The sequence below is a fragment of the Serratia sp. CMO1 genome, from assembly GCF_015689115.1.
Taxonomy (GTDB): Bacteria; Pseudomonadota; Gammaproteobacteria; order Enterobacterales; family Enterobacteriaceae; genus Serratia; species Serratia marcescens.
Genome location: NZ_CP065032.1, coordinates 2,322,140 through 2,339,024, shown reverse-complemented (window position 1 = coordinate 2,339,024; position 16,885 = coordinate 2,322,140). Strand labels below are relative to the sequence as shown.

The 16,885-nt window shown below is 61.0% G+C and carries 17 protein-coding genes; 9 read left to right on the top strand and 8 right to left on the bottom strand.

Features of this window, described 5'->3' with window-relative positions:
• Window positions 1–70: 70 nt before the first annotated feature.
• Together IT763_RS11195 and IT763_RS11190 are read right to left on the bottom strand one after the other, a co-directional pair.
• Window positions 71–1,138, bottom strand: coding sequence for an oxidoreductase (locus tag IT763_RS11195; RefSeq protein WP_016927769.1), 1,068 nt, complete (start codon window positions 1,136–1,138; stop codon window positions 71–73).
• Between the two features lie 12 nt (window positions 1,139–1,150).
• The gene (locus IT763_RS11190; RefSeq protein WP_016927770.1) at window positions 1,151–1,900 is read right to left on the bottom strand and encodes a DeoR/GlpR family DNA-binding transcription regulator; all 750 of its coding nucleotides are present in this window, start codon (window positions 1,898–1,900) and stop codon (window positions 1,151–1,153) included.
• Between the two features lie 149 nt (window positions 1,901–2,049).
• Between IT763_RS11190 and IT763_RS11185 the strand changes: the two genes are divergently transcribed.
• Window positions 2,050–2,925 carry an alpha/beta hydrolase gene (locus tag IT763_RS11185; protein ID WP_164053824.1) on the top strand — a complete coding sequence of 292 codons (876 nt, stop codon included), beginning with the start codon at window positions 2,050–2,052 and terminating at the stop codon, window positions 2,923–2,925.
• On the opposite strand, the gene IT763_RS11180 is transcribed toward IT763_RS11185, so the two are convergent.
• On the bottom strand, window positions 2,852–4,069 hold the full coding sequence (locus IT763_RS11180; protein WP_049299193.1) for an MFS transporter: 1,218 nt from the start codon (window positions 4,067–4,069) through the stop codon (window positions 2,852–2,854). The genes IT763_RS11185 and IT763_RS11180 overlap by 74 nt on opposite strands.
• Window positions 4,060–5,226, bottom strand: a complete 1,167-nt coding sequence (locus IT763_RS11175) for a serine hydrolase (RefSeq protein ID WP_143778981.1) — start codon at window positions 5,224–5,226, stop codon at window positions 4,060–4,062. The genes IT763_RS11180 and IT763_RS11175 overlap by 10 nt, the downstream gene beginning before the upstream one ends.
• 121 nt (window positions 5,227–5,347) lie before the next feature.
• Between IT763_RS11175 and IT763_RS11170 the strand changes: the two genes are divergently transcribed.
• The 6 genes from IT763_RS11170 to IT763_RS11145 all read left to right on the top strand — a co-directional run bounded on the left by IT763_RS11170 (window position 5,348) and on the right by IT763_RS11145 (window position 11,714).
• Window positions 5,348–6,235, top strand: a complete 888-nt coding sequence (locus IT763_RS11170) for a LysR family transcriptional regulator (protein ID WP_143778980.1) — start codon at window positions 5,348–5,350, stop codon at window positions 6,233–6,235.
• Between the two features lie 225 nt (window positions 6,236–6,460).
• Window positions 6,461–7,765, top strand: a complete 1,305-nt coding sequence (locus tag IT763_RS11165) for an MmgE/PrpD family protein (RefSeq protein WP_143778979.1) — start codon at window positions 6,461–6,463, stop codon at window positions 7,763–7,765.
• A 19-nt stretch (window positions 7,766–7,784) separates the two neighbouring features.
• On the top strand, window positions 7,785–9,122 hold the full coding sequence (locus tag IT763_RS11160) for an LLM class flavin-dependent oxidoreductase (RefSeq protein WP_143778978.1): 1,338 nt from the start codon (window positions 7,785–7,787) through the stop codon (window positions 9,120–9,122).
• A gap of 17 nt (window positions 9,123–9,139) precedes the next feature.
• Window positions 9,140–10,054: an ABC transporter substrate-binding protein gene (locus IT763_RS11155; RefSeq protein WP_206195454.1), complete on the top strand. Its 915-nt coding sequence runs from the start codon at window positions 9,140–9,142 to the stop codon at window positions 10,052–10,054.
• Window positions 10,051–10,956 (top strand): amino acid ABC transporter permease, encoded by a 906-nt coding sequence (locus IT763_RS11150; RefSeq protein WP_206195413.1) that lies wholly within the window; start codon window positions 10,051–10,053, stop codon window positions 10,954–10,956. The genes IT763_RS11155 and IT763_RS11150 overlap by 4 nt, the downstream gene beginning before the upstream one ends.
• Window positions 10,953–11,714 (top strand): amino acid ABC transporter ATP-binding protein, encoded by a 762-nt coding sequence (locus IT763_RS11145; RefSeq protein ID WP_016927778.1) that lies wholly within the window; start codon window positions 10,953–10,955, stop codon window positions 11,712–11,714. Before IT763_RS11150 ends, IT763_RS11145 begins: the two co-directional genes overlap by 4 nt.
• A 39-nt stretch (window positions 11,715–11,753) precedes the next feature.
• Here the strand turns inward: IT763_RS11145 and IT763_RS11140 are convergent, their stop codons facing one another.
• The 3 genes from IT763_RS11140 to IT763_RS11130 form a co-directional block, all read right to left on the bottom strand.
• Window positions 11,754–11,891: an AcrZ family multidrug efflux pump-associated protein gene (locus IT763_RS11140; RefSeq protein ID WP_016927779.1), complete on the bottom strand. Its 138-nt coding sequence runs from the start codon at window positions 11,889–11,891 to the stop codon at window positions 11,754–11,756.
• A gap of 193 nt (window positions 11,892–12,084) precedes the next feature.
• The gene (locus IT763_RS11135) at window positions 12,085–12,555 is read right to left on the bottom strand and encodes an Rrf2 family transcriptional regulator (protein WP_016927780.1); all 471 of its coding nucleotides are present in this window, start codon (window positions 12,553–12,555) and stop codon (window positions 12,085–12,087) included.
• Between the two features lie 131 nt (window positions 12,556–12,686).
• Window positions 12,687–13,082, bottom strand: coding sequence for a DUF427 domain-containing protein (locus IT763_RS11130; RefSeq protein WP_016927781.1), 396 nt, complete (start codon window positions 13,080–13,082; stop codon window positions 12,687–12,689).
• Window positions 13,083–13,312: 230 nt separating this feature from the next.
• On the opposite strand from IT763_RS11130, the gene osmB reads away from it, so the two are divergent.
• Window positions 13,313–13,525 (top strand): osmotically-inducible lipoprotein OsmB, encoded by a 213-nt coding sequence (gene osmB / locus IT763_RS11125; RefSeq protein WP_004940700.1) that lies wholly within the window; start codon window positions 13,313–13,315, stop codon window positions 13,523–13,525.
• A gap of 154 nt (window positions 13,526–13,679) precedes the next feature.
• Here osmB and IT763_RS11120 read toward each other — a convergent pair whose 3' ends face one another.
• Complete coding sequence (locus IT763_RS11120; protein ID WP_371811610.1) at window positions 13,680–15,305, bottom strand: methyl-accepting chemotaxis protein; 1,626 nt, start codon at window positions 15,303–15,305, stop codon at window positions 13,680–13,682.
• A gap of 338 nt (window positions 15,306–15,643) precedes the next feature.
• Between IT763_RS11120 and IT763_RS11115 the strand changes: the two genes are divergently transcribed.
• Window positions 15,644–16,882 (top strand): hypothetical protein, encoded by a 1,239-nt coding sequence (locus IT763_RS11115; protein ID WP_197758249.1) that lies wholly within the window; start codon window positions 15,644–15,646, stop codon window positions 16,880–16,882.
• Window positions 16,883–16,885 lie beyond the last annotated feature (3 nt).

Genomic DNA, 16,885 nt, shown 5'->3' with positions numbered 1-16,885 from the left:
GGGCAGGATGGCGGAAGACGCATGGCATGCACTGTATCCATGCGCCTGACGCCTTATCTGACGCGAGCCGTCACCAGGCGGCGATTTCCGCCTCGGTGAGCGGGAGAGTTTGGGTGACGCCGGTTTCCGCCGCCAGGGTGGCCGCTTCCAGCACCGCCATCACCGCCAACGCCTGCGCAGCGGTGACCGGGTTGGCGCCTGCGCCGCGCAACGCATCGCGCACCTGGAAGTAATACTGGCGTTGATCGCCATCCGGTGTCGGCAGCGTACGCATCGGCTCCGTGCCGATAAACAGGCTCATCGCATCGTCGTCTTTGCCCCACTCCGCCGATCCCGGCGTCACGCCGGCCAGCAGTTGGCTTTCCTGCCCGTCGGCGCGCGCTTTGACCACGCTGCCTTTCTCGCCGTGCACGGTAAAGCGTGAGACGCCCCCCGCCACCAGCATGCTGCCATGCAGGATCACGCGGTGCGTCGGGTAGTTGAGCACCACGTGAGCCCAGTCGTTAATCTGCGCGTTGGGGCGCAGCGTGGCGATGTTGGCCTGCACGCTGTGCGGCAAGCCGAACAGCTGCAGCGCCTGATCGACCATGTGCGGCCCCAGATCGAACCACAGTCCGCTGCCAGGGAGGTTTTGTTCACGCCAGCGCACCCGCACTTCTGGGCGGTAACGATCGATGTGCGACTCAAAGTGCGTCACCTTGCCAATCAGCCCCTGTTCGATCACCTGCTTCACGCCCAGGAAATCGCTGTCCCAGCGACGGTTCTGGAACACCGACAGCAGGCGGTCGTGCTTCTCCGCCGCCGCAATCAGCGCGCGCGCCTGCGCCAAATCCAGCGTAAACGGCTTATCCACCACCACGTGCTTGCCCGCCTCCAGCGCGGCCAGCGCCAGCGGCGCATGGGTGGCGTTAGGCGATGCGATCACCACCAAATCCACCTCCGGCCGGCGGATGGCCTCCAGCGGATCGGCGATCACCTGCGCGTGCGGCAGATCGGCATGCACCTTGGCGGCATCGCGCGAAGCCACCACGCTCAGTTCCAACCCCGGCACCGCGTTAATCAGCGGCGCGTGAAACGCCTTGCCGACAAAGCCGTAGCCAATCAGCGCCACCTGCAACGGTCGAGCGGTATCGTTCATCAGTGTTCTCCTCTAGCGGTCGTCGGCGACGACACAAAGTTCAATCAATGACTGTTCGTCCAGGTTGTCCCACGGGCGATCGGTAAACAGGCGTTGGATCTGCGCCAGATCCGCCACGTGATGCGGTTCGCAGCGATCCAGCTTCATATGGTCGGCCACCAGCCAGCGCTCGCCGCTGTTAGCCAGCATGGCGCGCTTGACCTCTGCATCGGCCTCTTCGCCGGCGCTCAGTCCCAGCTGAGGATGCACCGCGCAGGCGCCCAGCAAGGCGATATCCGCGCGGTAGCGCGCCAGCAACGCCAGCGTGGCGCTGCCGGCGAACAGCCGCTGGCGCGCATCCCACTGGCCGCCAAGCAGGATCAGGTTGATCTCCGGCCTGTCGCTCAGGCACTGCGCGATATCCAGCGAAGCGGTGATCACCGTCGCCGGGCCGCGCAACGCCTGCGCCACCGCCAACAGCGTACTGCCCGCATCCAGCATCAGGGTGCTGCCGGGCGGGATCTGCGCAGCCACCGCGCGACCGAGCCGCTGCTTGATCTGCGGCAACAGCGCCGCGCGCGCCTGACGTGGCATGCCGGACGGTTCGAGCGCGATCGCGCCGCCGTGATGTTTCTGCGCCAACCCTTGCCGCTCGAGATCGGCCAGATCGCGGCGCACGGTATCGACCGAAACGCCGATGGCGGTGGCCAATTCCGCCACCGCCGCCTGTCCGCGTTCGCTGAGCAAATCCAGTAAATGGCGCTGCCTTGCCGCTTTGTGCATGGGCTTATTCCGCAGTAAAAAGCATAAAACAGCAATATACAGCAGATAACAGCAATGGAGAAGTCGCAATTGTGCGCACCGGCGATCAAACATCTTTTCGCCTGCGGGACGATGATGAAGGCATAACACATAACAATCCGGAGAAAGGCATGAACATCGATCTGACGTTTGAAGACCTGAGCGCACGCGCCGTGCAATACAACGCCCGCGCTTCGGTGGAGGATTTTGACGCCTGCATGGCGGAATACGCCGCGCTGGCCCAGCGAGCCAAGGCGCAGACGCCCGGCATTTACGACCTGCGCTACGGCATGAGCGCCGCCGAGCGCCTCGATCTGTTCCCGGCCAGCGCACAACCCGCCCCGCTGCTGATCTTTATTCATGGCGGCTATTGGCATTCACAGCGCAAAGAGGAAGCCTGTTCGATGGCCGCCGCGTTTGCTCGCCGCGGTGTGGCGACCGCCACGCTGGAATACACGCTGGCGCCGGAAGCGACGCTGGCGGAGATCGTACATGAGGTACGCAGCGCCGTCGCCTGGCTTTATCATCACGGGGCGCCTTTCGGCATCGATCCGGCGCGCATTTTCGTCAGCGGCAGTTCGGCCGGCGGTCACCTGTGCGGCATGCTGATCGCCGACGGCTGGCAACAACGCTATCGCCTGCCGCCCGACGCGATCAAAGGCGCGCTGGCGCTGAGCGGCCTCTACGATTTGCGACCGCTGTGCGATATCTACATCAACGACTGGCTGCACCTGACGCCCGAACAGGCGCAAACCCTCAGCCCGCTGTTTCTGCTGCCGGCGAAAGACCATGCGCCGCAGATCCTGCTCGACGTCGGCCAGCGGGAAACGCAAGGTTTCAAAAACCAGACGCAGGCCTATTATGACGCTTGCCTGGCGCATGGCCTCGACGTCCAGCTGCTGGCCGACCGTCACTGCAATCACTTTACGCTGGTCAACGAGCTGGCGGATGCGGAAAGCGCGATGTTCCGGCAGGTGATGGCGATGATCGACGCAACGCAACGGTAGCCTGCCGCTGTAACCGCAGCCTGGCGGCGATCGTAATCACCGCCAGCGCGGCGAACAAGGCTCCGCACAGCAGGCTGCCCTGTAGCCCCCACGCGGTGATAAACCCGCCGCCCGCCAGCGCCCCCACCGCCACCCCCAGATTGATAAAAGCGATATACAGCCCGGTGGCGAACGCCGGCGCTTGCGGGGCTTCGGCGGTCAGCCAAATCTGCGTGACAATCAAACCGCTGGTGTGCGCCGCTCCCCAATACAGGCAAAGCGCCGTCATCGAGCCAATATTCACGCTGCCATAGCGATACAGCAGCGCATAAGCCGCAATCAAGGCTATCGGATGCAGCAGCACCGTCACCGCACGATGGCGGCTCAGCCATCTGCCGGCCAACAGGTTGCCCACGACACCGCCCACACCGAACGCCACCAGAAGAAAGCCGATGACGCCGCGGCTGAGACCGATTTCGCGGCTGAGGTACTCGGCCGCGTAAGCATAGACGGCAAACATGGCGGCAAAGATCAGCACGCAGGTAGTGATATTCAGCCACAGCGTACCGCTGCGCAGGATTGCCAACTGTTTGCCATAGCTGAGGCGCTGTACGGCCGCATCAGGCAAACGCCACAGCAATCCCAGCGCCGCCAGAAGGTTCACCCAGGCACAGAACCTGAACGACGCTTCATAGCTGAACTGTCCGGCGAGCCATTGCGTCAGCGGTATCCCCAGCACCATGCCCATGCTGGTGCCGATGAACGCATAGGCGGTTGCTTTGGGAGCTTGATGCGGCGGATAAAGCGACGCGGCCGCCACCATGGCCAGTGAAAAATAGATCGGATGAAACAACGCCGGCACAATGCGCAGCAGCATGAGCATGGCGAAGCTGTCCACCTGGGCGGACAGCGCGCTGGCCGCCGCAAACACGGTCAACGCGATCAACAACATGCGTTTGCGATTGAATTGCGACGCCAACAGCACCAACAGCGGCCCGAGCAGCGCAATGGTCAGGGCGAAGATCCCGACCAGCCAGCCGGCCTGCGCCGTGGAGATGCCATACCGTGCAATGATCAGCGGCAAAATGCCCACCACGCCGAACTCGATGCAGTAAACGCCGAACAGCCCCAGCGCGAGGAAGAAAATCGGCGGCATCAGGCGCATTGCATCGCTCCCGTCGCGGCATAGACCGCCTGACAAATCTCGCCGACAAAGGCACCGGACATCCCTTCCAGCGCCGTGTTGGTAAACGCCACCACGCTGAGCTGCCGGGCAGGATCGACGAACCACGAGTGGCCATAGGTGCCGCCCATCCGCCAGCTGCCAACGGACTCCGGCGTGTGCGCAGCGACGGGATCTTTCAGCACGGTGATGCCCAGGCCAAACCCGCGCCCCGGCCAAAACGGCATCGGCAAATCGCCGATTTGGTTGCTGGTGAACGCCGTAACCCACTCGGTTGGCAGCACCGGCTCTCCTCCCTGGCGCAACGCTTCCAGCAGGCGCAGGAAATCCTCCGCCGAGCCGACCATGCCGGCGCCGCCGGAGGCGTACGCCAACGGATCCAGCGCACGCGCAGGTGACAGATGAAAACCGGCGCTGCCATCGATGAACGGTAAACGATCCGGTTGGCGCAGGCGGCGTGGCTCGCCGGGATGATCGGCGTAAGCGGCCGCCAGGCGCGCGGCGTCCACCGCCAGGAAATCGGTATCCGTCATCGCCAACGGCCCGGTCACCCATTTGTTGACCGCCTGCGCCAGCGGCAGGCCGCTCGCCTGTTCAATAACCGCGCCCAGCACATCGGTGGCGATAGAATAGCGCCACGCCGCGCCGGGCGGAGCCAGCAAAGGGGCGCAGGCAATGCGCCGCACGTTTTCCTGCAGGCTGACGGACGCGTCATCCATGCCGTCGGAGACGCCGAGCCGGGCATAGAATCCCCCTTCCGTCTGGAAAAAACGGTAGCTTAATCCGGCGGTGTGGGTCATCAAATGCCATAGCGTCAGCAACGGTTGGGTGCCGTCCGCCAGCCGCGGGCGAAAATTCGGCAGCCAACGCGTGATCGGATCGTCTAACCGCATGGCGCCTTGCGCCATCAACGCCAGCGCCGCCGTGGACACGATCGGTTTGGACACCGAGGCCAGACGAAACAGCGTATTGAGCGCCATCGGCTTGCCCGCTTCGCGATCCGCCATGCCCGCCGCGCGGCGATAAACGATCTCACCGCCCTGCGCCACCAAAACGACCGCGCCAACCAATCGTTTTTCGCGCAAGGCTTGCTCTATCGCGCCGTCAATCGCGTTGGCGGAGGATCCGTATTCATTCATCTTTATTACCTCAGATAGTCAGCCCATGCTGTCGCCACCGAGCATAGGGCGTGGCGATTAACGAAAAAACAGGCTAGATTTCCTTTCATAGCGGACACTCACGTCCGTAATAGGGCAAGCAATGGATAATCTGTCTGGGGTGAGCGTCTTTGTGCAGGCCGCGGAGACGCTGAGTTTCGTTGAGGCCGGGCGCGTGCTCGGCATTTCCGCTTCCGCGGTGGGGAAAAGCATCGCCCGCCTGGAAAACCGGCTGGGCACGCGCCTGTTTCACCGCAGCACGCGCAGCATGACGCTGACCGCCGAAGGCCTGCTGTTTCTGCACCGCTGTCAGCGCATTCTCGGGGAATTGGCGGCGGCGGAACGGGAAATCAGCGATACGCACAGCGCCCCGCGCGGCAAGCTGCGTGTCAGTTTGCCGCTGGTGGGCGGCCTGCTGAATCCGGTGCTGGCGGAATTTGTTCGGCGTTACCCGGAGATTGAGCTGGAAACCGATTTTTCCGACCGTCGAGTCGCGGTGATCGAAGAAGGGTTCGATGCGGTGATCCGCGTGGGCGATACCGAGGACTCTCGCTTAATGAGCCGCCAACTGGGCACGTTTCACCTACAGCTGGTGGCGGCGCCGGACTATCTGCGCCGGGCGGGAATACCCCGCCAGCCGGCAGAACTGCGCGATCACGCCTGCCTGTTATACAGATTCCCCACCACCGGCAAAGTCGAGACCTGGCCGGTGGCGGGCGGAGATAAACTGCTCGACGAAGGCCTGGGCAAGCGCACGGTATGCAATACCGTCGACACGCTGATTTACCTGGCGGAACAGGGCCTGGGCATCGCCTGCCTGCCCGATTTCGCGGTACGGGAGGCGCTGGAGCAGCAGCGGCTCCAACCCGTGCTTGGCGACCAATGCCGACACAGTGGCAGTCTCAAAATTCTCTGGCCTTCCAGCAAACATCTTACACCGCGTCTCAGGGCATTTATCGACATCATGAGCGTTCGCCTTTTCTCGGCCTAAGTCCTCTACCGCGTTAGAACAAATTCAGCTTTGCTTTGCACAAAAATAGCTAAAGTGCAGCCTGCCGCGCCTGCCAGCAGCCCTGACGGCGGCGCAGTGCCGTCGTGATATTCCATTCAGCGATATGGAAGCGCCGTTCGTTCTTTCGGGACAAAGAAAACCGCCACACAATACCTTTCACCCCGCACTCGTGCATAACCATCTATAAATTCAGGTGTTAACGCCTTGTCATTATCGATAACCGCCCAATTCGCTCATCTGATATTGAACAGCCAGCCGGATCAAACCGCTCTGTCAGCCGCTCGCCGCGGCGTGAAAGATTACTTCGCCTGCGCATTGCCGATTGCCCGCGGGGCGTTGAGCGATGCCGGTCTGGCAGCGATCGGCACGACGTTTCCGCCGAACGGCAGTGAGAACCGCGCACTGCGCTATGGCTATGTCAGCCACTCGTTGGACTTCGATGATTACCATCCTGCGCTGCGTGGCCATCCGAGCACCGTAGTGCTCTCCGCCCTGCTGGCGCTGAACGGTGAGAGTGACAATGTCACTGAACTGTTAACCGCCTATGTCATCGGCGTAGAGGCCGCTGGCCGGCTGGGATTGGCCGCTGGCACGCAACATTACGTGCTGGGTTTTCACAGCACCGCCACCCTGGGCGCGGTCGCCGCCTGCGCCGCCGTGGCGCGTTATCTGCAGCTTGACCAGCGGCAAACGCAGATTGCTCTCGGCCTGGCGGCCACCCAGGCGGCGGGCCTGCGCAGCCAGTTCGGTTCGGCGGCCAAACCGCTGCACGCCGGCCTGGCGGCACGCAACGCGGTCAACGCCGCCCTGCTGGCTCAGGCCGGTTTCATCGGCCAACCGGAGGGCGTGCTGGACAGCCTGCTGGCTTCCCACGGCGACGGCCGGCAAAAACCGGAATGCCTGACCGCCGGCTGGGGCGCGCCCTGGCGCATCCTGCAGCCGGGGCTGGAGTTCAAGCGCTACCCGACCTGCGGTGGCACTCACAGCGCGGCCGAGGCGGCGCTCGCCCTGCGCGAGCGGCTGCTGGAACAAGGCGACGCCCTTGCAGAGATCGCCCTGGTTGAGGTCAGTTTTCCGCCCGGCGCAGATACCGCGCCCTATATTCGCCAACCGGCCACCGGTGTGGAAGCGCGCTTTAGCCTCGAATACGTCATCGCCGATGCGCTATACCACGGCGAGGTCGCGCTGACGCATTACGGCGAACAGCCGGTCGATGCGGCTATCGCCGCCCTGGCGGCAAAAGTTGAGCGCCATGCCGATCCTGCGGCCCCGCCGGACGCGCTCGATCCGGAGATGCGCTTCCATCGCCTGACCCTGACGCTGCAGGACGGAAGGCAAATAAGTGACATAGTCACAAGAAAGCAAACCGCCGCCCGGCCGACAGACCTCGACGCCAAGCTGCACGCCATTTTGCAGCTGCTTCCGGGCCTCGAAGGCGAGAGCGTTATCCGCGACTGTGCGCTTATGTCCCCTGGCGCGCTGCCGCGACTGATTGCATTGTTAAATTAATAATAAAACAGGAATAACTATGAGTACTTCACCTTCAACACCATCGCGCCAACTCCGTCTCGGCCTGTTCGTTCAGGCGCTGGGGCACCACATCGGGGGATGGCGCGCAGAAGGCGCCAGCGGTTCACCGACCGATATCGACTGGTTCACCTGGATCGCAAAAAAAGCCGAAGAAGGCACCTTCGATATGTTCTTCGTCGGCGACGCGCTGGCGACCAGCGTGCACCGCCTGCCCTCGACGATGTCACGCCTGGAGCCGCTGACGCTGCTCGCGGCGCTGGCGGTCAATACCCGCCATATCGGGCTGGCGGCGACCGCCTCCACCACTTTCGATCAACCTTTCCACCTGGCGCGCGCCATGGCCTCCATCGACCATATCAGCCACGGCCGCGCCGCATGGAACGTGGTGACCTCATTCTCCAGCGATGCGGCGCGCAACTTCAGCCGTGAAGATCTGCCGTCGCACGCCGAACGCTATGAAGTGGCGCGGGAATTCCTCGAGGCCAGCTACAAACTGTGGGACGGCTGGGAAAAAGACGCCATCGTGCGCGACAAGCAAAATGGCGTGTACGCCATCGACGAGAAAATCCACGCCGCCAACCATAAGGGCAAGCATTTCTCGGTGCAGGGCCCGCTGAACATTTCCCGCTCGCCGCAGGGGCGGCCAGTGATCATTGAGGCCGGCTCTTCCCCGGCCGGCCAACAGCTGGCGGCGGAAACCGCCGAAGTGGTGTTCACCGCCGCCGCCAGCCTGGAAGAAGGACAGGCTTTCTACCGCAGTCAGAAAAAATACGTGGCCGACGCCGGCCGCAACCCGGACCACCTGCTGATCCTGCCAGGTGTGATGCCGATTGTCGGCCGAACCAAAGAAGAAGCGCGAGAAACCTGGTATCAGCTGAATCAACTGGTGGATATCGATAACGGCATTGAGCAGCTGTCGGCACGCTTTGGTTTCGATTTGAGCGATTACCCGCTGGACGGCCCGGTGCCGAATGTGGGCGCCACCGAAGGCGGCCAAAGCCGCGTGAAACTGCTGACCGATCTGGCCGAGCGGGAAAACCTGACGCTACGCGAGCTGGCGGCCGTCGCGGCCGGTTCGCGCGGCCACCGCGTGGTGGTAGGCACCGCCGAAGAGATCGCCGACGACTTCCAGCTGTGGCTGGAACAGCAAGGCGCAGACGGCTTCAACATCATGCCGGCGGTGTTGCCTAACCAGCTGGAACTGTTCGTCGAGCTGGTGATCCCAGAGCTGCGCCGCCGTGGCCTGTTCCGTGAAGAGTATCAGCATGCAACCCTGCGTGAAAACCTGGGTCTGCCGGAACCGGCAATCAACTTCGCTAACGTAAAATCGGCTTAATCCGCAGGGAAATCATGATGAAAACCACATTCAAACGCACCGTACTGTCCCTGCTGTTGGCTTCCTCCACGCTGGCGCCGTTGGCCGCAGCTCATGCCGCTGAAGGCGATGTTCCCTTCAAGGCGGCGGTGAAAGCTGCCGCCGATCCGGCGCTGCATGACAGTCTGCCTGAAGCTATCAAAAAGGCCGGCTATATCGTTGCCGGCACCAACCCGAACACCCCGCCGACCACCTTTTACCAGGCGGACAACAAAACGCTGGCCGGGCGTGAAATCGACGTGATGAGCGCGATTGCCGATCGCCTGGGCGTGGCGATCCACTGGAAGGACACCGGCGGTTTCGACAACATCATCCCCGGCCTGAAGTCCGGCCGTTATGACGTCGCGCTGGCCAACATTGACGCCAACAAAAAGCGCTTCCAGCAAGTGGACTTCGTCGGCTATTACAACGCTTCCAAGCTGGCCTTGATCGCCCGCAAAGACGCTGCGCTTGGCCCTTACACCGAGCTGGCCCAGCTGTGCGGCCAGAGCGTCGGCGCCGGCGCAGGCACCTCGCAGATCACCCGCCTGCAGCAGGCCAGCGATCAATGCGTCGCCGCCGGCAAGCCGGCCATCACCATGCCGATCTTCCCGGACCGCCCGGCCGGGGTGCAGGCGGTGATCAGCGGCCGCGTGCCGATGTTTTTCGGCCCGTATGAAGGGTTGCGCTACCAGGCCACCCACGTTAAACCGCTGACGCTGGCCGGTGATATCAACATCGACGGCACCACGGTGGCCATCGCCCTGCCGAAAGGCTCCGAGCTGGTGAAACCGGTGCAGGCGGCGCTGAATTCTCTGATCGCCGACGGCAGCTACCAGAAAATCCTCGACAGCTGGGATATCGGTTTTGGTGCCGTGAAAACCGCCGGCATCAATGAAGAGATCGCAAAATGAGTGGGCAACACCCTGTCGACGACGCGGAACTGAGCATCGTCGGCCACCGGCATTACGGGCGCTGGCTCAGCGCCCTGGTTGTGCTGCTGATCGTCGGCGTTATCATCAATTCCATGCTGCACAACCCGCGCTTTGAATGGTCGGTGGTGGCGGAAAATCTGACCGAGGCGTCCATCCTCAACGGCGTGCTCATGACGCTGAAGCTGACGGTGATTTCGGTGGTGTTCGGCTTCGCCGGCGGCGTGCTGCTGGCGCTGATGCGCCTGTCGGCCAATCCGGTATTGGTTGCGGTAAGCTGGTTCTACACCTGGTTCTTCCGTGCGGTGCCGATGCTGGTGCAGCTGTTCTTCTGGTACAACATCGCCGCGCTTTATCCGCGCATCAGCTTGTGGATCCCGTTTCTGGGCGAAGTCGCCAGCGCGCCGACCAATACCCTTATCAGCACCTTCAGCGCGGCGGTGATCGCGCTGGTGATGCATCAGTCGGCCTATGCGGCGGAGATCGTGCGCGCAGGCGTCCAAAGCGTCGGCAGCGGCCAGCTGGAAGCCGCCAAAGCGCTGGGTTACCGTCGTGGGCAAATCCTGTGGCGCGTGGTATTGCCGCAGGCGATGCGCACCATCCTGCCGCCGGCGGGCAATGAGGTGATCGGGCAGTTGAAAACCACCGCGGTGGTGTCGGTGATTGCCCTGCAGGACGTGCTGTATTCGGCGCAGATCATTTACCAACGCACCTACGAGGTCATCCCGCTGCTGCTGGTCGCCACCCTGTGGTATCTGGCCATGACTTCGATTCTGTCGATTGGCCAATACTACGTGGAGCGCTATTTTGGCCGCGGCACGCAGGCAACGCGCAGCGGCGGGTTCTTCCTCAACCGCAAAGCCCCTCAGGGAGGTGAACAATGAGCGCATCCATCCACATCAACCGGGTGCGGAAATCCTTTTCCGGCACCGAAGTGTTGAAAAACATCAGCCTGACCATTCCGGCGGGTTCAGTGACGGTGATCCTCGGCCCTTCCGGCTCCGGCAAATCCACCCTGTTGCGCTGCATCAACCACCTGGAAAAGCTGGACGGCGGCACCATTCGCGTTGGCGAACAGCTGATCGGCTATCGTCAAAAAGGCCGGCATCTGTACGAGCTGAAAGAAGCCGAGGTGGCCGAACAGCGTAAAAGCATCGGCATGGTATTTCAGCAGTTCAACTTGTTTGCGCACCGCACCGTGTTGCAAAACGTCAGCGACGCGCCGCAGCGGGTGAAAAAGGAAAAAAAAGCCGAGGCGCAGGAACGGGCGAAGCAGTTGCTGGCCCGCGTCGGGTTGGAACATCGCATCAACGCCTGGCCGCGTGAACTGTCCGGCGGCCAGCAGCAACGCGTCGCCATCGCCCGCGCGCTGGCGATGAACCCGCAGGTGTTGCTGTTTGATGAACCGACTTCCGCCCTCGATCCTGAATTGGTTGGCGAAGTGCTGCAGGTGATGAAAGACTTGGCGCATTCGGGCATGACGATGGTGGTGGTCACGCATGAAATCGGCTTCGCCCGCGAAGTGGCCGACCAGATTGTCTTTATGGATCAGGGAAAGGTGGTTGAAACGGGCAGCGTGCAGCAGGTTCTGGATGCGCCGGGACATGAGAGGACGCGCAACTTCCTGGCGACAGTATTGTAACCCTACGTCAGGGGGCGTTGCGTCCCCTGACGTTCAAATTCAGCCGTTATTTTTTCGGCCGATAGCGGAAAAGACGTTGAACACTTCACCCAGACCGTAAATCGCGCCGAGCAAGACGGCCACCATTACCGGCACCAGGACCACCACGGTGGCCAAGCTTTCAATCATTTCTAACATCGTTCTCTCCTGGTTTATAAGCACAGCGAATCTGCGCCGGAAGAAAAGGTTTCCGGCCAATCGATCGATTATCGTGGGGAGGCAGTCTAAAACGTGAGCCACATCACACTTGATGCGAGCTAATGTAACTTACACAATTACATTAACGCAATGCAAAAAATGCTCTGCGGGAAGACGGAATTGGCGTGGATTTTTATTGCGTATCCGCTTGATATTGCGATGAACAAGGGACGAAAGGATAGCCGGCTTGCCGCTCGACCTGCCCGGCCATTTCGGCGATGCTGGTTTGCGCCAGGCTGGCTTCCAGCGCGTGACCAACGCGCGCAAACTCTTGCTCCAGCACAGGGGTAATAGCGTGGCCGATATAACACGCATCGTTAGGCCGGGCGCGGTGCAGCATGAAATAAGGTTGATCCTCCACCGCGCGATACACGTCCAGCAGCGAGATCGCTTCTGCCGGCCGCGCCAGCAGCGCCCCGCCGCCTTGCCCCATCTGCGAATAGGTCAGCCCGGCCTCCGCCAGCGCGCCGAGGATCCGCCGCACCACCGTCGGGTTGGTGTTGACGCTGCGCGCGATATCTTCGGAACGCACCGTCTGGCCACGACACAGCGTGATGTTGGTCAGAATATGGATGGCAACGGCAAATCGCGTAGAGGTAGACACCTTGGCACCTGCTCAGAGTTTCGTTTATGTCGGATTAAAACATAAGGAAAGCGTATCAGTTTCCAGTAATACACATAATGAGTAGGGATAAGCGGAATGTCAACCTGCCCCCGCCCGGCGGCGGCGGCAGGTCAGGCTTCAGTACTGATTTCTGTCACTTTATCGGGATAAAATGCCAGATGATCCTTGATCGCCACCACGGCGTTGTAAGGCATTTCATAGCTCCAGGCCGTATTGGCCCCCTGCCCGCCGTTCAGCGCGAAGGTGAAATAACTGCAGTCGCCCTTATACGGGCAGTAGCTGACGTGCTCGTTTTTCTGCAACAGCGCCATATTCACGTCCTCACGCGGAAAGTAAAACACCGGCGGATAGGTGGCTTCCTGCAGGATGAGCGCATTGCGACTGTCGGCCAGGATTTTCCCGGCAGCACGCACCACGACTCGCGTCGGATGACGGGTCAAGGTGATCGGGTGATCCGGGCCGGGGATTTTCACCGGTTTGCCGGATGCGGAAACGAGATCGGACATGGCGGCCTCCAGAGTGTGTGCCCCGCCCCCGCGAGGCGTCTTCCCAGTATAGACCAGCGGTTTTGTCGGCGGCCGCACATTCGGCGAGCAATCGCTTTTCACCGCCGCAAAATTAAGAATTTTTACCTGTTCGATTTTCTTTCTGAGGAATACATTCATCCCAACTTCTACCGGCGGGTTAATCGGATTATTTTTAATCCATTAATCAGCCAATTTACCAGGAACTCATTATGAATATTAAACGTGCCGCAGGTGTGTTGGTGGTGGTGATGGCGACGCTTTCCGTTACCGCATGTGGGCATATGTCCAATCGCGATCGCAACACGGCGATCGGCGCGGGCGTCGGCGCGGTCGGCGGCGCCGTGCTGACCGACGGCAGCACGCTGGGCACCCTCGGCGGCGCAGCGCTGGGCGGCATTATCGGCCACCAGACCAGCCGTTAATCCTCCCGTTAAAATAATTCTCTGCAGGCCGGCGCTTTTTTCATCCATAAGCGCCGGCCTGTTTTTATTTATCGAAATAACGTCCCTCAGGGCGGGGAAATAATGAATAACATTAAGCGCAGCTTTATTATTCATTAACCCGCGCCAGGGTTATTTATTGCACAGGCAGCCTGAAACGCGCCATCGCTTTTTCCAAGCGTTCCGATTCGCCCTGCAGCGACTGCGAAGCCTCGGTCACCGCGCTCACCACGTCGCCGGTTTGCTGCGCCACCTGATTCAGCGTCGCAATGCGCGCCGTCACGGCCTGAATGCTCTCCCCTTGATTGAACGACGCCAACGAGATTTCCCCCATCAGCGCGCTGCATTTGTTCACCAGATCGATAATCTGGCGCAGATTGCCCGTCAGAAGTTCGACCGCCTGCGAACCTTGATCGATTTGCAGCAGCGAACGGTTGATCAACTGCTGGATATCGCGCGTCGAATGGCTGCTTTTTTGCGCCAGCAGGCCCACCTCTTTGGCTACGATGGCAAAGCCGCGGCCGTGAACGCCGGCATGCGCGGCCTCGATCGCCGCATTCAGCGCCAGAATATGGGTCTGGAACGCCACGCTGTCGATCAGCGCGACAATGCCGCGCATCTCGGCCGATTGGTTGACGATCCCGTGCATCGAAACGTTGACAGTTTGCATCATCTGCTCACCGGCGCCGGCGCACTGCCGGGCCAATTCGGTTCGTTGGCTGGCCTGCTGGGCGTATTGGCCGTTTTCTTCCACCCGCGCCGCCAGCTGCTGCACGTGCTCGGTCGCCAACTGCAATTCCCCGTCCTGCTTCGCCGACTGCGCCGTCAACTGTCGATTGCCGTCCGCCAGCCGCTCGACGCCGTTCAGGATCCCGCTCGCCGCATCGCGCACCTCGCTTACCAGGCGCTGCAAGCCGCTTTGCATATGGCCAATGCTGGTCTGCAGCTGACGCATCTCGCGGTTCAACGCCCGCTCAGGCGGCAGCGGCCGCGAAAGATCGCCGGCGGCCAGCACGTTGAGGTGGACAATCGCCCGCTGCAGCGGTGCTATCACCCAGCGGGCGACGCCGAACCACACCCCCACGGCGATCAGCGCCAGCGCGGCCAATGCGCCAAGCGCAAAGGTCTTGGCCTGCTCCAGCGCCGCCAATTGCCGCACGTTGACGTCATCGCCACGCTGTTCGTTCAGCGCCTGATACGCGAGGTACTTTTCGTTGAAATCCGCCTGAAACGCCTGGATCGGCACGGCGAAAAACGCATCGATGCTGGCGCTGTTTTGCAACCCTTGCGCCTGTTCCTTCAGGCCGTCATAGAACAGGCGATAACTGTCTTTCAGGGCGCCCGTCGCTTCGGGCGCAGCCGCGCTCAAGCGCTCGAACCGGGCAAAGGCCTGCTTTGAAGCCGCCAACGCCGCCAACGATTCATCCAGCAGGCTATGCCAACTGCCGTCGGAGCCGGTGACTTTGTCCTGCAGATAATAGATGCCCGCGCGGTTCAGGCTGTCGCTGGCCGTCAGCAGCGACAGTCTGGCGCGATCCATCGTCGCCTGCTGGCGATGCAACCCGTCGCCCGTCACCAGGTTAACCTTGGCGTCGCGCAGAATATTGGAAATAAATACGGTGGAAAACAATTGCAGCAGAGAAAATAGCGCAATAACGCAAATTATGCCGCCTAATAAGCCCATGCTCTTGCCGATGCCAAATGCGTGCGGCAGCGCTGCCGCAGGTTTTACCCGGCGGCCAAGTGTCAGTTTTATGTTCATGATTTTTAGTCAGTCATACCAGGATGCCGCGAGTCTAACGGGCATTGATGACACCACTATTTCAGCTTGCTTTGTGTCGCCCACCGCAAACCAGGGCGACCCAATAATCGGAATTTCTCGTCAACGCTCATTTTTATTTCTTGACTTGTCTAATGCCGGATTTATAGTTTTTCCATTAAACAAGAAACAAAGTTTCATATATTAATCGACAGCGAATTTAATATATGAAACACACATATAAAATCGTCTCAAATATAAAACTAATGAGCAAATTCACCCTATTCACAGGTGGAATTCGCTCGCCTTAATAAACCGTCTACTTTCACCAGGGGCCAGGCATGCGCAAGATCACGCTTTGTTTTTTTCTTGTTTCACCAGTAAGTTACGCGACCACTGTCGCATTGCCCAGCGACACTGCTGCCACCATGGCGCCGGTAAAAAAAAGCCGTCCGGCATTTCCGCATATTCATTGGCAAAGCGAGGATAATAAAAAGAATATTGATATCGGCGGCGCGCTGCGCGCCAATTATCGCTATGAAGACTGGCGCAGCAGCAATTATCGAAATCCTCCGCATTTACGCTTTGACGCCTTTCGCATTGATACCGCCGGCCAGGTCAACGACGCGTTTTTCGATAGCGGATTCTGGTTTCAGGATCGGCGCAAATACGCCATCGACCGCGCCTATATCGGCTACCGCCTGTCTGAGCGCTCCACCGTGCAACTGGGCGCGCCGTTCAAACCGTTCGGCCTGATGCCCTACCCGCAGTTCGGCTGGTCGTACGGCATTCCGTTTTACCTCGGCTTTGGCGTCAACACCGGACTCGGCGCCAAATACCAATACCAGCATGACGATTGGGCCTTCGACGCCGCCTACTACCCGCGCATGATGCCGACCGGCGTGCGTTACGCCCCCGACGTCGCCAGCTACGGCGATCTGAAAAACACCAACTATGCGTCACAGCACCTGCAGCGCAACGAAAAACGCGATCAGATAAACCTGCGGCTGACGCGCGCTTTCCACCAGGGCAGCTGGGACAATGAGCTCGGCGGTTCGCTGGCGGCCTCGCGGCTCTACAACCAGGCGACCGGCGATAACGGCAGCTTCTGGGCGGCGGGCCTGCATACGCTGGTGAATAACGATCCCTGGCATCTGTCCGGCCAGGTGATCCGCTACGGTTACGACGCCAAAGGCCCGGCCGGGGCCAACAATTCGGTGATCCTGATGGGCGGCAACGGCCTGACGCCGGCCTATCTGATCCCGTCGCAGGCCACCACCGCCGCCATCAACCTGGCGCGCGACGTCGACGTACCCTGGGGGCCGGTGAAAAAGCTGCGCTTCTACAACGACTACAGCGTGCTCTGGAAGGATAAGCATGGCGGTTCCGACTCCAAAATGAATACGCTCGGGGTGCAGGTGTTCGCCATGCCGGTGATGCTGTGGGTGGATCTGACCTGGGCGCAGAACGCCAACCCGTGGGGCGGCGTGGAAAACGCCACCGGCTGGACCGGCACCCAGTCCTCCGGCAGCAATAAATGGTATTTTCGCACCAACGTAAACATCGGTTACTACTTCTGAGCG